Source organism: Marinospirillum celere (assembly GCF_900112235.1).
GTDB lineage: Bacteria > Pseudomonadota > Gammaproteobacteria > Pseudomonadales > Halomonadaceae > Marinospirillum > Marinospirillum celere.
This window is the reverse complement of sequence record NZ_FOLH01000004.1, coordinates 105178-121323: the sequence shown is the minus strand read 5'-3', so window position 1 is coordinate 121323 and position 16146 is coordinate 105178. Positions and strand designations below refer to the sequence as shown.

General features: G+C 51.3%; 11 protein-coding genes. 3 read left to right on the top strand and 8 right to left on the bottom strand.

The window, feature by feature from the left end; all coding sequences use genetic code 11:
- Window positions 1-4 precede the first annotated feature (4 nt).
- Together BM185_RS10190 and BM185_RS10185 are read right to left on the bottom strand one after the other, a co-directional pair.
- Complete coding sequence (locus tag BM185_RS10190; RefSeq protein WP_091963063.1) at window positions 5-2857, bottom strand: molybdopterin-dependent oxidoreductase; 2853 nt, start codon at window positions 2855-2857, stop codon at window positions 5-7.
- A gap of 24 nt (window positions 2858-2881) precedes the next feature.
- Complete coding sequence (locus BM185_RS10185; protein WP_091963061.1) at window positions 2882-3094, bottom strand: hypothetical protein; 213 nt, start codon at window positions 3092-3094, stop codon at window positions 2882-2884.
- Between the two features lie 372 nt (window positions 3095-3466).
- On the opposite strand from BM185_RS10185, the gene BM185_RS10180 reads away from it, so the two are divergent.
- Genes BM185_RS10180 through BM185_RS10170 form a run of 3 tightly spaced genes read left to right on the top strand, consistent with a single transcriptional unit; the run spans window position 3467 to window position 6211 of the window.
- The gene (locus BM185_RS10180) at window positions 3467-5014 is read left to right on the top strand and encodes a 2-isopropylmalate synthase (protein ID WP_091963058.1); all 1548 of its coding nucleotides are present in this window, start codon (window positions 3467-3469) and stop codon (window positions 5012-5014) included.
- A 10-nt stretch (window positions 5015-5024) separates the two neighbouring features.
- The gene (locus BM185_RS10175; protein ID WP_091963055.1) at window positions 5025-5741 is read left to right on the top strand and encodes a hypothetical protein; all 717 of its coding nucleotides are present in this window, start codon (window positions 5025-5027) and stop codon (window positions 5739-5741) included.
- 11 nt (window positions 5742-5752) lie between these two features.
- The gene (locus BM185_RS10170; protein ID WP_177203529.1) at window positions 5753-6211 is read left to right on the top strand and encodes a GNAT family N-acetyltransferase; all 459 of its coding nucleotides are present in this window, start codon (window positions 5753-5755) and stop codon (window positions 6209-6211) included.
- On the opposite strand, the gene zapB is transcribed toward BM185_RS10170, so the two are convergent.
- The 6 genes from zapB to BM185_RS10140 form a co-directional block, all read right to left on the bottom strand.
- Entirely contained in the window at window positions 6212-6472 is a 261-nt protein-coding gene (gene zapB / locus BM185_RS10165; RefSeq protein ID WP_091963051.1) for a cell division protein ZapB, read from the bottom strand.
- Window positions 6473-6540: 68 nt separating this feature from the next.
- A complete protein-coding gene (locus tag BM185_RS10160; protein WP_091963048.1) occupies window positions 6541-8457 on the bottom strand; it encodes a beta-ketoacyl synthase in 1917 nt (638 codons plus the stop codon).
- 112 nt (window positions 8458-8569) lie between these two features.
- Complete coding sequence (locus BM185_RS14965) at window positions 8570-10567, bottom strand: LuxR C-terminal-related transcriptional regulator (protein ID WP_091963045.1); 1998 nt, start codon at window positions 10565-10567, stop codon at window positions 8570-8572.
- 71 nt (window positions 10568-10638) lie between these two features.
- Window positions 10639-11988, bottom strand: coding sequence for a DUF1329 domain-containing protein (locus BM185_RS10150; protein WP_091963042.1), 1350 nt, complete (start codon window positions 11986-11988; stop codon window positions 10639-10641).
- A gap of 34 nt (window positions 11989-12022) precedes the next feature.
- Complete coding sequence (locus tag BM185_RS10145; protein ID WP_091963039.1) at window positions 12023-14020, bottom strand: DUF1302 domain-containing protein; 1998 nt, start codon at window positions 14018-14020, stop codon at window positions 12023-12025.
- A gap of 36 nt (window positions 14021-14056) precedes the next feature.
- Window positions 14057-16117, bottom strand: a complete 2061-nt coding sequence (locus BM185_RS10140) for an autotransporter domain-containing protein (RefSeq protein ID WP_091963036.1) — start codon at window positions 16115-16117, stop codon at window positions 14057-14059.
- Window positions 16118-16146: the final 29 nt, after the last annotated feature.

Below are 16146 nucleotides of genomic sequence, written 5' to 3'. Positions count from 1 at the left end.
GTTATCAGGCTGCTTCAATACGGCAAACGGTACACTTGGTTTCCTGCATCAGGGTGACGGGGTCATAACCATAGGTGGTTACTGTGTTGACCGCTTCACCGGAGATGTAGGGCTGACTGCCTTCTGGATAACGATGCCTGAGGTTTTCGCCCTGGAACTCGCCACCGAAGTGGAAAGGCATGAAGGCCACATTGCGTCCGACACTGTTGGTAATTTTGGCTTTGACCTTGGCTCGACCGCCTTCTGGCCCGTAAACCCAAACATCCTGACCATCACGAATACGCAGGGTGTTGGCGTTGTAAGGGTTGATCTCAACAAACATGTGCTGTTGAAGTTCAGCCAGCCAGGGGTTGGAGCGGGTTTCATCACCACCACCTTCGTATTCCACCAAACGACCAGAGGTGAGGATAATGGGGAATTCGCCCGAGGTGTCTCTTTCCTGTACGGATTTATACAGGGTAGGCAGACGCATCAAGGAGTCGAAGTCATCAAAGGTTGGGTACTTGGCAACCAGATCACGACGGGTGGTGTAAAGCGGCTCACGGTGCTTGGGAATAGCATCCGGGAAGGTCCAAACCACGGTACGTGCCTTGCCGTTACCAAAGGGTGCGCAGCCATGCTTGATGGCAACGCGCTGGATACCGCCAGAAAGGTCGGTTTTCCAGTCACGGCCTTCCGCAGCCTGTTTTTCTTCAGCAGTCAGGTCATCCCACCAGCCCAACTGCTTAAGCAGATCAGCAGTAAACTCTGGGTGACCATCACCAATCTCGTTACCAACTGGTGCCGAGCCTTCAGCTAGCAGAGTCTCACCATTGCGCTCCACACCAAAGTTGGCACGGAAGCCAGTGCCACCACGGCTAACCGGGATGCTGGGGTCATAGAGAACATGGGTGCCGGTATGTTTCATTTCCGGGGTTCCCCAGCAAGGCCAGGGCAGGCCATAAAACTCACCGTCAGCTTCGGTACCTACGCCGCGCAGGCTGGTGAAGTCAAAGGCATGCCAGTTTTGCTGGTGATATTTAAGACGCTCAGGGCTTTGACCGGTGTAACCTATGGTCCACATGCCGCGGTTGTACTCACGTACGATGTCTTCAATCAGCGGCTCGTTGCCATTGACCTGGATGTTTTTAACCAGTTGGTCGGCAAAGCCCAGTTTTTTGGCAAACAAGTACATGATTTCGTGATCAGACTTGGCTTCAAAATGGGGTTCGATAACCTTGTCACGCCACTGGATGGAGCGGTTGGAAGCGGTAACCGAGCCGTAGGTTTCAAACTGGGTGCAAGCAGGCAGCAGATAAACGCCATCATTGCGATCGTGCATAACTGCAGCGACTGTGGGATAAGGGTCAACAATAACCATCATATCCAGCTTTTTCATGGCTTCACGCATATCAGGGCCACGGGTCTGGGAGTTAACCGCGTGACCCCAGTAGAACATGGCGCGAATATTGTCGTTCTGCTGTATTTTGCTGGAATCCTCCAGAACACCATCAACCCAGCGAGAAACAGGGATACCTGTTGCATTCATGGGCTTGGTGCCGCCATAGGTTGCCGAGTCAAAGCGGTTTTCAATCCACTCATAGTCGACTTCCCAGACGCGTGCCCAATGGCGCCAAGAGCCCTCAGCCAGACCATAGTAGCCGGGTAGGGAGTTGGAAAGGACACCAAAGTCAGTAGCGCCCTGAACATTATCATGACCACGATAGATGTTGGCACCACCACCTGATTTACCGACATTGCCTAAAGCCAGCTCCAGAATACAGTAGGCGCGGGTGTTGTTGTTACCAGTCGTGTGCTGGGTGCCACCCATACACCAAACAATACAACCCGGGGTGTTTTCGGCCAGAATTTTGGCGACCTTGTAAACTTCAGCTTCGGGAACACCGGTAATGTCTTCAACAACCGCAGGTGGGAAATCACGAACTTCACGGCGAATTTCATCCATGCCGTAAACCCGCTGATTGATAAACTGCTGATCTTCCCAACCATTTTCAAAGATATGCCACAAAAGACCCCAGATATAGGCAACATCAGAGCCAGGACGAATACGTGTGTAGTGGTTGGCTTTAGCAGCAGTACGGGTAAAGCGAGGATCAACAACGACTACCTGGGCATTATTGCGCTCTTTGGCAATCAGGGTGTGCTGCATGGAAACCGGGTGGGCTTCAGCAGCATTAGAACCTATGAACAGAATCGACTTGCTGTTTTGCATGTCGTTGTAGCTGTTGGTCATGGCACCATAGCCCCAGGTGTTGGCTACGCCAGCTACAGTGGTGGAGTGGCAGATACGTGCCTGGTGGTCCACATTGTTGGTGCCCCATAGAGAGCCAAATTTTCGGAACAGGTAGGCTTGTTCATTGTTGAACTTGGCGGAGCCCAGCCAGTAAACCGAATCAGGGCCGGACTCTTCACGAATGGCCAGAACCTTGTCGCCAATTTCGTTGATGGCATCATCCCAGGACATTTTTTGCCAGTTGCCACCGACCAGTTTCATGGGGTACTTCAAGCGACGGCTGGAGTGGCCGTGATGACGCAGGGCAGCACCCTTGGCACAGTGGGCACCCTTGTTAATGGGGTGGTCAAAAGCAGGCTCCTGGTAAGTCCAGACACCGTTTTGGGTGTGGGCGTAAACACCACAGCCAACCGAGCAGTGAGTACAGATGGTGCGACTGACTTCGACAGGTGCTGAAGACTTGGGCGTCTGAGCTTCGGCTTTTTGCATCATGCCTTTGCCCAAGAGGCCGGAAGCGGCCAGACCACCAGCAGCAACACTAGTGCCCTTCAGAAAGCCGCGGCGACTAACACCCAGACCTTCTTTTTGCTGTTCAGCAGCAGTTTGTTTTTTTGTTAAACGCATGGATAGGTTCTCCTGGTGTTCGGCTTAGCGACAGCTTGCGTAGTAGGCACGAATATGATCAGTTTCACGGTATCCCTGCGCCTGATCTTTAGTATCTATTTCTGATGAGGTATCCGTTGCTGCCAGAGCATTACCGGCCGTAGCAGCCAGACCTACAGCAGCTGACGCTCCAGCCATGCTTTTTAAAAAGCGGCGGCGCTCAGCTTGAGATGTGGGTGAGGAGTTATTGTTTTGCATGGTTCTTGTCCATCTTGTTGGTTGAACAACTGAGTACCTGGTTATTAGTGCAAGCAAGAGGCCAGAAACGAAAACTCCTTTATGGGTGAAAAAGTGCCTTAAAATCCATTTCAGAGAAGCCCTGTTTATCAGGGTGGGTCATTTTGTCTAAGTCCTAATGACTAGCATGGCTTTTTGTCGCACTAGAGCAGCCAGGCCCGCGCCCTTGGCAAAAGGCTTCAAGCTGGTTATAGTCAGAATTGATATTGATCAACTTCCAGCCCAGCGTTTTAGCTGGTTGCAACGAGCAGCCAGTCCTGCCTTTTTACTGGTCATTTATGAATAAAAACACGTCTGCTAATCGTTGAGTTAGCACTTGTGAGGAGACCCAACATGAGCAAAGAACATTTAGTTATTTTTGACACCACTTTGCGCGATGGTGAGCAAAGCCCCGGTGCTTCCATGACCAAGGATGAAAAGGTACGTATTGCCAAGATGCTGGAAAAAATGCGTGTTGATGTCATCGAAGCAGGCTTTGCAATTGCCAGTCAGGGTGACTTTGAATCCGTCAAAGCCGTTGCTGAAGCCGTTAAAGAATCACGTGTTTGCTCCCTGTCGCGTGCCATGCCAGCCGATATCGACCGAGCAGCTGAAGCCTTAAAGCCAGCAGCCTTGGGGCGTATTCATACCTTTATTGCCACCAGCCCCATTCATATGAAATACAAGTTGCAAATGGAGCCGGATCAAGTGGTTGAACAGGCGGTGCGAGCCGTCAAGCAAGCACGTAATCTTATTGATGATGTTGAGTTCTCCTGCGAGGATGCCGGGCGTTCGGATATCGATTTCCTGTGTCGTATTGTTGAGGCTGCTATTGATGCCGGAGCCCGCACCATTAACATCCCCGATACCGTTGGCTATGCCATTCCCGAACTCTATGCCGAACAGATACGCCAGCTGATTGAGCGGGTGCCCAACAGCGATAGAGCCATCTTTTCCGTCCATTGCCACAATGATTTGGGTTTGGCCGTGGCCAACTCGCTGGCAGCTGTGCAAGCTGGAGCCCGCCAGGTTGAGTGCACCATTAATGGTTTGGGTGAACGTGCCGGTAATGCTTCACTGGAAGAACTGGTGATGGCAGTACGCACCCGTGCCGATGCTTTTGAAGTGGAAACGGGTATCGACCCTCAGTTTATTGTGCCGACTTCACGCCTGGTTTCCACAGTAACCGGCTTCCCGGTGCAGCCCAATAAAGCCATTGTCGGTAAAAATGCCTTTGCCCATGAATCAGGGATTCATCAGGATGGCGTTCTTAAACACCGTGAAACCTATGAAATTATGAAGGCTCAGGATGTGGGTTGGCACACCAACTCTATCGTGTTGGGCAAGCACTCAGGCCGTAACGCCTTCCGTACCCGTTTGCAGGAGTTGGGTATCAACTTTGGAACCGAACAGGAACTGAATACCGCCTTCCAGCTTTTCAAACAGCTGGCTGATAAGAAGCATGAAATCTATGACGAAGACCTGCAGGCACTGGTCACCGATACCCGGGCCGCAGCGGCAGCCGAGCATGTGCAGCTGGTAGCGATGGAGGTTCAGTCCAAGACGGGCGAAACGCCGATTGCTCAGTTGGTGCTTAATGTTGAAGGCGAAGAGTTGAAAGCTGAGTCCGAAGGCTCAGGCCCGGTTGATGCTGTCTATAAGGCCATTGAAAGTGTTGTGCAAAGCCATGCCACCTTGGAGCTTTACTCAGTTAACGCCATTACTTCGGGAACGGATTCTCAGGGTGAGGTGACGGTTCGCCTTGCCAAAGGCGGGCGCATCGTCAATGGCTTGGGTGCCGACACGGATATAGTGATTGCTTCGGCCAAGGCTTACATCAATGCATTGAATGCCTTGACCAATCAGACTGAGCGGACGCATCCACAAAAAGAAGGGGTTTGATCTTAATTCAATGCCGGAACTAACTGCTCATCAGCGCTACGCCACCCTTCAGAACCTGGGGGTGACCCTCTGGGTTGCCCGCAAGCGCTTAGTGGGAGCACAGCCCAGTGTCTTATGTGACTGGCCAGCGCCCGAGCCCCAGGTCAGTGCCAGGGAAAAGTTACGTGCTGAAATTCAGCCGCAGCCCGAACCTAAGAAGGCTCCCGAAATCACTGCCCAGGAAGTGCCCTTGGCTCCTGTATTGGAGTCTCCGCCCCAGCAGCAGGCCTTGCCTTTGGTTGCTGATGTCTGGCTGCTGGCCAATGGTTGGCAGCTGGTTATGGAGCGGCAAGCAAATCAGCCCCTGACTCAGCAAACCTTGTCCCTGCTGCAAAGTCTGTTGACGGCTTTCTACCCCGGTGGTTTGGGTATTTTGTCTCAACATCGTTTTCAGTGGCCTTTACCAGGCGTACCTGTTGAAGCGGGTGATGAGGAAGAACTTAACCTGAGCCTGCGTGCTTTCCTTACTGGCGCTCAATTCCGACAGCGGCTTTCGGGCCTGCTGGTTTTTGGTTCCCGCGCCAGTGACCTATTAACCAGAGAAGCAGCCCTGAGCCTGCCAGAAGTCTATGCGGCTCCAGCATTGGATGACCTGATCAACAGATCTGAAGCTAAACAGCACTTTTGGCAACAGGCGGGTGAAAATGGGCTGAGAGCCCGTTTTGCCAGTAGCCCCTTGTTGCTTTGAGAGGTCAGCTTTTGAGTGACTCTCGGCTAAGGGTTTTGAATGAAGATGACTTGGCTCCTTTGCTGGAGTTGGCAGCCAGCGATCCCCAAGCTTGGCAGGAGACGGGCTGGCTGGCCAGTTTGCAGCAAGATGAAGTCTGGGGGCTGCATGCAGCAGCTGGTGAACTGCAAGCCGCCCTGGTTTTGGGTTGGGGTTATTTGGAAGCGGAAGTGCTTTATGTGTTGGTGGCTCCCCAGTTCAGGCGTCAGGGGTTGGCAAAGCAACTGTTGAAACAGGCAATTTTCAGAGCTCAACAGGAAAAAGCGGAAAGGCTGCTCCTGGAAGTCAGGGCCAGTAATCAGGCGGCCTGCTTACTTTATCAGCACTTGGGTTTTGCTTTGGATGGACGGCGTAAAGGTTATTACACCTGCCAGTCATCGCCGACTGGCAGGGAGGATGCGCTGCTTATGTCTTTGCAGCTGCAGACTTGATCAGGACCAGCTAGAAACCCGCTGTTCTTCATTTTCGTCTGCTGGGGTTTCTTCACTGAAGTTTTCGGTTTGCTGGGCTGCTGTTTCCAGCTCACTGAATTTGCCCAATAAGCCGTTCAGTTTTTCTTCCCAAACCTGCTTTTCTGCACGTAGGTCAGCATTCTCTTCCTTAAGTTGATCAATTTCCTGGCGAAGCTTGTCCAGTGCATTGATAGTGGTTGCGACTTTTTCTTCGAGCTGATTCAACAAATCCAGGCTCATAGGGCACTCCTGATCGAATGGATGTCACTATTTAAAGCATTTGCACATATTTTGGCAAGAGTAAGCCACTATTCAAACATATCTGTAAAGGGATTTCGCAGATTGAGGTTAACACTTTGTGAATAACCGGGAATTTCCAGGCGTTCACTGCTTAAACTCAGCTCTTCACCTTCCAGTACCTGCTCACCAAATTGATAGGTCAGCCTGAAGTTGCCCGCAAGCGAAGCTTCCTCATGCTGATGGCTAGCTTCCAAGGTGGCTTCCAGCTTGTTGGCATGGGCTTGCATGGCTGCTTGACCATGGCGTTTTTCCAGCATCCTTTGAGTTACCGTTGGAGATAACAGAAGAGCACTGGCATTATTGCCACCAAAGCCTTTGGCATTGATCAGCGCCATATCCAATTGCTTTGGATCGACCTGACGATGCTGATTGGATAAATACAAATTAGAAGCATGCAAGTCATCGGCAAAGCCATCTCTGACAGTGGTAATACCGGGTAGCCACCCTTCGGCCCAGCTACCCAAAGCAGCCATAAACTGATCACCGCCTGCAGTTCCCTGAGAATGACCCACAAAGGCTTTGATAGCCGCTACTGGCCAACGGCTAATTCCCATGGCTTTGGCGACTTCATTAAGGACATGGGATTCAGTCACCCGGTTTTTGGGTGTGCTGGTGCCATGCGCATGCACATAGCTGCGCTCCTGCAGAGCCTGCTCACCTAAAAGGCTGCGTCCCAAAGCAGCTGCCTTGGCCAGGGTTAGGTAGTTGCCAATGCCGGGTGCTGAAATTGACCGCTTAAAGCCATCGGCATTAGCAAAAACTTCAGGAACACTGCCCAGCACTTGAGCACCCAGCTCTACAGCCAGCTGGTCATCAACCAGTAAGGTGAATTGACCTGCTTCGGCAATGGTAAAGCCACAATTATTACCAAAGGGGCGGCAAGCCCGGCGATAGTCCTGGTCAGTGAGCTGATCCAGTTCATCCAAAGCCTTGAGGCTGGCATCGTCCGCCAAAGCACCCATGGCTCTAAAGCCTTCAATGATTTCCGGAGTGACGGGGGCATCAGAAGTGCCGACCAGTGCTACGCGCAAGCGCCCGGATCGAATCGCATTAGTAGCAGCCTGCAAGTTATATAAGAAGGTTGCACAAGCACCTAGTAGACCACTGGACTGACCAATGTTACCCAGTACATAGGCATTGATAAAATCAGCCGTCATCTGAGCATAACCCAGAGGCATCTGTTTGGAGGTGGTTCTTTTACCGGTTACCGGGCTTTGCAGCAGGCCGCCCCAGCCTTCCTGGTCGAGCTGGCCGATGGAGTTGCTGGCAAAAACACCAATTTGATCTGGGCGAACTTGGCTGCTGATGGTTTCCCAGCTAATACCGGTTTGACCCAAAAGGTCGGAAGCGCCAAACACAGCCATCTGTAAAGCCCGCGGATGGTTGGCACTACGATAATGGGCGCCTGGATTAAAGCCCGTTGGTAGCATGCCAGCAGCTTGCACCAAAGCTTCTTTGGGCGTTGAAAGAGTTGCCGAAAAAGGCTGATTGACAGTGACTTCCACCTCATTGCCGGGTAGGTCCTCTATCGACCAGCCCAAAGGAAGCTGTTCGGGCAGGTGGCGACGGCGCAAACGAAATTGAATTGGATGAGCCGCAGGTTTGATTTCCAAGCTGCGCGTTGAGGGCTGGGCGTGGACATCAAACCAATCTGGATGGATGCGGCGTATTAGGGTGGCGTCTTTCAGCTCCTGCGCATAGCGGGCAATTACAGCTTCACTAGATAGCTGGCCTTCAGGCGTTCGCCATTGATTGTCGGCAACGCGATGAGCCAAGCCAGTCAAGCTGGCCAGTGATAAAAGGGTAGTCTGTTGGCTGGAATTGGGCAGTTGATCCAGTAGCATGCGTTTGAATGCATGATGACCAGAAGTGCGTCCTGCTGGGCTGACCCCGCCCATGCCAATAATTACAGGTAGGTGAGACAAAAGTAGTTCCTCTAACCAGGGCCAGGTGAATTAAGACCTTTGCCCGCAATGTTTTAAACGTTACCGGTATCTTAACACTGCTCAGAGAAACGGGCCATGCTGAGGCGAAGACTTAGATCAAGCGCAATTCCCTTGCTCGGGTTACCGCCTGGGTACGTGAGCGCACACCCAGCTTCTTCATAAGATGCTTGAGGTGGGTTTTTACGGTGTGCAGTGAAATGAATAACCTTTGCCCGATTTCCTGATTGGAAAGGCCTTCGGCAACCAGCATTAAAACTTCCTGTTCGCGGCTTGATAGGCTGTTGTCCAAAGGCTGCACCAGAGCTTGCGTTACGCTGTATTGATTGGGTACCAGGGTTTCAGCAAAAAGTAATAAATCTGAACCCGGTGCCAAGTGTTTGATCACTTCGTGTAGCAGCTCCTGCAAAGCCGTACCCGCTTGCAGAAAAGGACGCTTAATCTGCTGAGGTTCAGCAAGAACCAAGGCTTGGTGTAACTGGGCTCGCGCATCAACGGGTTGGCGCTTGGCAGCTAAAACCAAAGCCCAGGTGACTTTACGATGAATATTTTCAGCGGCAGCTGGGTAGTGAGCATTGACTTCAGGTAGCTGTTCTAACCGGCTCAAGGCTTCTGTTGGTTTATGGGCAAGCAAGAGAGTTTGCAGATAATGAAGATGCAATTGCAGTGACGAAGGGCCCTTGACAGGGAACTGATTGACCAACTGGTTCATCCAGGTCAAAGCCAGTTCCTGCTTACCTTCCTGTAGCCATAAGCGGGTTTTTAAACAGGTTATGGCGGCCTGCCAGGGGCTGATGTCCAGCTTAGTGACCAGTAGATGCTGTTCGGCTTCATCAAGAAGCTCAAAAGCTTGATCTGTTTGTAGGTGCTGAAAGTGAATTTCCGCCATAAATAAAAGAGCTTGCAAGAAAACCTGAAGATTACGGTCACCACTGACTAATAAAGCGTGAGTAATCAAGGGCCAGCAGAGTTCATCTTCTCCTTGTAACCAGTAAATTCGGGCGAGTAGCAATTGCTGTTGGGCGACGAGTTCTTCCGTTAAGTGGGCCAGCTTTTTGTCCAGGGCATGCAGCTTCCTTTCAGCCAGCTTCAGATGACCCTTGTGCAGCTCAATCAAACCAAAATCCAACTGCAAGGCTTCAGTGAAGTGATTGTCTCGTTGATTGCTGGCCAGGGTGATGGCTTCACGGTTATAGCCCCGCGCAGCTCTCGGTTGACCCAGGTGGCAGTGAAGCCAACTGAGTCGGCGCAGACAGCGCATCACCTGGTCGGTTTGGGTTGAGTTCAGTTGGGTCAGTTGGGTTAATTCCTGGTGAAGGTGGCTTTTGTCATACCCATGTACCAGTGGCCAAATAGGTAGGGCTTTTTGATCTTCCGGTGTTAAGAGTTGTTGGTCTTCATATCTAGCCTGCTGGAGCTGGGTGGCCTGAATTTTAACCTGTGCTGGCCAGCCATGGGTGTGTTGATAAAGTCTGGCTTTCTCCAGCCAGCTGAGATTTGGATTTAACTGCCCTACCAGATCAGTAAACTCCTCGGGGTTTAAGGCCAAGTCAGTCGCCTGCAAATAAGCCAGCTGATCACGCAATTGATAGGCTTTAAATTGCACGGGAATGCTTTGACCAACAAGCACTAGCCGTAAGGATGGGGGCCGGTAATCAAGAAGTAATTGAAGCAGCTCCAAGGTTGGTGATGACGGGGGAAGCTTTTCAAAGCAGTCAATACACAAAAAAACGTCAGTGGCTAATAAGTTTTCCAGCTCAGCCAGTAAGTGCAGTAATTGTTTTTGGGGGTCTTGGTCAGCAGCTGGGGCCAGTTGTTGGCAGCCAGGCAGTTCGCAAAGGGCCGCCTGCAAGTAAGCCAGAAAGGTTTCAGGCTCTTGATCTTGTTCGGCAAGGTTCAGCCAAGTGAAGGCCAGCTGGCTGCTGGATAGCCATTGATCGGCGAGGAGTGTTTTCCCATAACCGGTTGCCGCTTCAATCACTAGGAGCTGAAAAGTCTGATCCTTGAGTTGATCAAGCAGGCGACTACGGACCAGCTGAGTGGCTGGTGGTAGCGGGGGGTGGAGTCGCGATGTGAGTAAACGACTGGTCATTAGTGGCCCTTGCCTCGGAATCAACCCCTTAAATTAAGCGAGGCTGATTGCTGAAGCAAGGGCCAAAGGTCTTAACGACCTCCAGAACGACGCAGAGCGGCTGGGGTAAAGTTACTTGAACGTGCTTCGTAATCCCAGTTGTAGCCAGAAGTATCGTTGATCAGGCCGGAAACAATATAGCGATTGTTGACCAGGTCATAGATAGTTTCAGCAGCGTACCAGGGTACCTGGACATCATGGAACTGTACGGTATGGCCTTCAGAAACCCGCCAGAGGTTGCCACGACCATCATACTGATCAACGTGGGCGAGCTGGTAGGTGTCTTCATCGAAGTACATGACACGTTTTTCATAAATATGGCGCTGACCTTCGCGAAGGGTGCCTTCAACCTTCCAAACACGGTGCAGCTCATAGCGTAGGTGGTCAGGGTTTAGGTGACCGGCCATGATGATGTCATCATTGCTCAGGTTAGTATCCAGTAGATTGTAGGCGTTGTAAGGAATATACATTTCCTTTTTGCCAACCAGATTCCATTCATAGCGATCAGGTGCACCGTTGAATACATCCAGGCCATCGGAAGTGCGCTGACCGTCTGCTGCGGTACCTGGTCCGTCATAAGCAACCTGAGGAGCACGACGTACACGGCGCTGACCAGCGTTGTAAATCCAGGCCCGACGAGGCTCCAATACTTGGTTCATGGTTTCTTGAACCAACAGAATGGTGCCTGAAAGACGTGCAGGTGCGGTTACCGATTGCAGGAAGTGAAAAAGTGTATTCTCTTCAGCATCGGCAATAAACATAAACTCTTCATTGATGGTTACTGGTGTATAAGCACCGCTTGCTTGAGGTGTAGCCAGAGTTACTTCCCGCTCAGCACCTGGGCCACGATAGCGGGTTGAATGGTTCCAAACCAGTTCAACACCGGTTTCGGGAATGGGGAAAGGTGTGACTTCAGTGAAGTTCTCCACACCATTACCGCCATCAACCAGACGTGCCGAAGAAGCATTGGATTTAACTTTCTCATAGACGCTGTCCGGGTAAGCAGCGGTACGGTGAGTTGGATATACAGGAATACGGAAAGTATCCGGGTAGGCCTGCAGCATGGCAATTTGCCCAGGCGCCAAGCGCTCTTCATATTGCTGATAGTTTTGTGCAGTGATGACGTAGAGAGGCTCTTCATCCGCAAAGGGATGACCATAGCCGTCACGCCAGTTACCTGGACCTTCTTGGAGGCCACCATCCCAGGCAGGGATGCGACCATCAGCACTACCGGCACGCTCGGCACCCATGGGGGTCAATTCACTGCCGCCCAGACGCTCGGCTGCATAGAGCGAGCCAGTGGTAGCCAGCAGGCCTGCTGCCACCAGGGCAGTAGCCAGACCGGAAAGACGCAAAGCGGGATTAGTCTTGTTGCTCTTCATAAAATTCACCTTGTTCTTGTTGATTAGCCGCAAATTAATAGTTCATGCCAACGCTGATGCTGGCGAAGTTGCGGTCATCCAGATCCCAGTAGTCAGTATCAAAGTAGTGAGTGTAACCAATGCGGCCGAAATAGGTATTCATATACTCAGCTGCTAATTCAGTACCCAGAATCATGCGGCCTTCATAAAACTGGCTGCCGGGCTCGGGGCCATAACCACTAACATCATGACTCCAGGAAAAAGACGGCTTCAGAGTCAGACCACCCACAAAGGCATTGTTGTACTCCAATTGAGCCAGCAAGCGATAACCCCAGGAGAAGTCAGTCACATAGCCGTTGTCGGCGAAGACTTTGTCAGGATCTATATTGGTTCCATTAAAGTCATCTTGGAACTCACCCCAAGAACCATAGATGGATGAACGTCCAAAACGGATTTCATCGGTATCTGGCAGATCGTTAACGTAAGTAAAGCCAACCTCACCAATTAGGCGCAGGTTGTCAGCTGCCAATACCCGGTTGATATCATGGATAAAGGTGCTTTGAAATTGGAAAACATCAAATTCTCGGTAGCCTTTCTGAGAGCCAGCTTCCAGGTCCTGGATTTCAGAAGGTAGGCGGTCAATAAAGCCAGCCAGTGCTGTCCCGTCATAAAGTCCTGCAGCATTCACTGCTGGATCATAGCCTAGGTTACCAAGCAAACCACGAACAAGTACATCATTGGCATTGATTTGAACGGGTGCGTCAGGCCGGTAGGTAAACTCACCGGACCAAGCCGTGCCGCTAGGCAACAGGGTGGCGAAAGAGGCACCGAGGACTTTCATGTTTTCAGGAAAGTCGATCTGGTATCGGGTTGCTTCATCACTGCCATCACCCAAGCTGCCTGCGGGTAGGCCAAGGCTTTGAGCTAAAGCTGGGCCTGCCGGCGTACCTGAGCTGACAATGCCTCCTGCTACAGGCAGGCGACTGTGAATATTCTGGAAGTAGAGACCAAACTCAGTGCCATTGAGCTGTTCGGCATACCATTTCAGAGCGACACCCCACTGGCCAGTATCACTGGGCTCTTTGTCATCGGCACGTTCTGCAATAGTGACATACTCACCAAGGCCAACATTGCCAAGTCCTGCAAGTAGTCCGGGGGGTTGGCCATCAGCATTAGCTTGTTCAGAAGCACCGCTTTGGTAATACACAGGGCCGCAGCCTTTTGCCGCAAAATCATTGTTGGAGAAGAAGGAGCCACAAGCATCAGCACGAGTGCGCTGCCACTCAAACTGGTAGTAGCCTTCCAAGGTGAAATCACCCATTTCGTCCAAAGCGATAGAGCCAGAAATCATTGCAACAGGTAGCAGGGCATCACGAATTTCTGCACCAGGGCGTCGTAAAGCTGGCACGTCGACTGGGTTGGCGGCATTTTGACCACCTTGAATAAAGGTGCTTTCACCCCAGTTAAGAACATGCCGGCCCAGGAGAATCTGGGCTGGTCTTCCGGCAACATCAAAGTCGCCATAAACGTAAGCATCCATAAGCTCGATGCCGGATTTGGCGTCTTCATAAGCGCTTGTGCCTTTCCAATCATCGACCATGTCAGCATCGCTAGGGGAGTTGAGCCCGTCTAATGCGCCATCGTACCAATAGCGGAAACTTAGGTTGGCACCAAAGTTTCGGTACTGGTTGTGCCCGAAGCGCAGCTCATGGTTGCCGGAAATGACCTGTGAAAACATATCACCTTGGTCAAAGTTCATGTTGCCGTCATCAGTGTTGCTGGAGTTGTTACCTTGATAAGAAGCATTAGCTGCAGCTGGGTTGGTTTTTCCCTGGGCAGCCAGAGTGCCGCCTGCTATATAGTCATTTTCGCGACTTTGGGTACGAAAACTCGCCCCGGCAGAAATTTGTGAATTGACTTGTAGGTTAAAATCACCCAGTTCAAAGTTAGCTGCCTGAACGGGCGCAGCGATGCCTGCAATAGCCAGGGCTAGTAGGCTGATACGCGGCAAAGTGGTCTTGCCGACAAAGTTTTTCTTATGCAATCTGTTCATGGTTACACCTCTGATAGAAGCTTTTTATTGTTCGTATTACAGGCTGAAGGCAAGGCCAAGGCTGAAGTTGTGATGCCGCTCATCGCCATAGGTAAAGTTGTAGCCAGCATCAATAACCAGAGCGTCAGTCAGACCCAGGCGGTAACCCAGTGCCAGGCGCTTGTAGTTTTCTTCTGGTGTGTAACCAGTGAAGTTCAGCTGACGCGCATCTTCGCCGTAGGATTGCTGATACATGCTGACTTCCGTTGCATCGGTATCAAACTCCCTGACGAAAGCCAGTTCAGCATTAAAGCCGCTGGTCGCATTTTGGCGCAGACCTATGCCAAGTTCGCCAGTAAATGAAGTGCGCTCCAGATCACCATAAGTCAAGCTGGTGGAAGTGACTTCAGACTCTTCATAGCCATCCACTTTGGACTGGGAGTAGGCCAGGCCAGCAAAAGGTGATAGCACCACTGCTGAATCAGTACTGAGCAGATCGGCTTTAACCTTGAAGGTGGCGCCCAGAACGGAGCCATCTGTTGAGCCTTCTTCAAGTCGAGTGTGCTGACCAAGCTTGACGCCACGCTGGGCATCAATATCCAGATCTGCATAGCTGACTTGGGCGCTGAAGTTCAGCATTTCCCAGGTATAGCTACCACCAACAGAAAGTAGGAGACCTGTAGACTCATACTTGGAATCAGTAGAGCGGGTAGTGATTTCATCTTCAGCACGGCTGATTGCCAGGGCAACAGTCAGGGCATCATCAACACGCCAGAGGCCGCCGATAGTGACCTGATGGCCTTCACCTTCAGCGCGAGCAGTGTTTAGGTCCTGGTAATAATCAGACTGGCTGTAACCACCCCGACCAAAAACCTGCCAGCCACCGGCAGTGACTTGGTTGCTATAGTCGGCTTGGCGTGACAGATAAGCTTGCTGATTACGCACAAACTGCTGACCCATTTGTGGAATCAGAGAAATTTCCTGGGGCGCAATCAAGAAAGAAGCGGCATGATCACCAAGAATTTCCTGAGCCGCTTCGGTTGGGTGAACGGCATCATTAAAGAGCAGCTTAGAAGGGTCAGGGTCGGTACCATTGATGCCGTAGGTTGGGTTTTCACCGCAGGTGCCAGCACTGCCATCAAAACAACTGGAAGTCAGTTGATTGCCTGTATTGGGAGCAAAACCAAAAATTTCTGGGTCAGCCAGGAATTCATCAAAAAGACGATTAACATCCAGGCGCACAACATTGACCGAAGTATCAATGTTATCAATATACTGGCCCAGCGCATTGTTAAAGCCAGTATTGGAATTAGTTAATCCGTCTAAAAAGCCTTGGCGAGTGCCATCATCAGGTAAACCTGCTGCAACCCCCGCGGCCAGCGGTGTGCGTGCCAAGTTTGGCATATCAGAAACCACCAGGTTTTTAGCGCCCGCGTTAGCGAGTGATATAGCAGCTGTCCCGATGTTCTCAGAGGCTTCTTGAACAGCAGTGTTCAGTGAGGTCGGTGTGACATTGCTAGCTCGAATCAGATTAATAAAGTCATTGGCGCCGCCGTTGATGTAATAGAGCTTGTTGGCATCAGCCTGTCCACCGTTGGCAACTAGATAACCATCTTTAGAGCGCAGATAAGGTGGGTTGGTTGGTGAGGGCTGCTGAGTATCATCAAAATTGGGATTGGCAACAATGGACCCGGTATCATTGTCAGGGTCATAAGCTGTACCAGGGTTGGCAATATTTAGCTCATTAACAATTGAACTCAGAATAGCTTTTGAAGTTAAACCAGCAACCGCATAGTTGCTGCCATCTTCCAGGCCAATGTTGTTTCTGACCACCGAGGTCGAGGGCAGTAGCGGACCCAAACCTAAACGGTTAGTTAAAAATTGCGTGGCAACCTGGCCGTATTCACCATCAAAATCTTCGCCAGTGCGATTGGTCAGACGGGTGCCGCTTAGGTTGAAATCGGCTGCCTGGGGGTTGGTGCCATCGGGAAATTGGCCTGAATCGCTCAGACTATCACCAAAAACCACGATGCCATCAAAACTGCTTGCCTGTGCCCCGCTTACTGACAGGCCCAAAAGGGCTGCTGCTGCCAGAGGTGTAAGCTTGAATTTCATCATGCTTCTCCTGATTTATTTTTGTTGTCGCT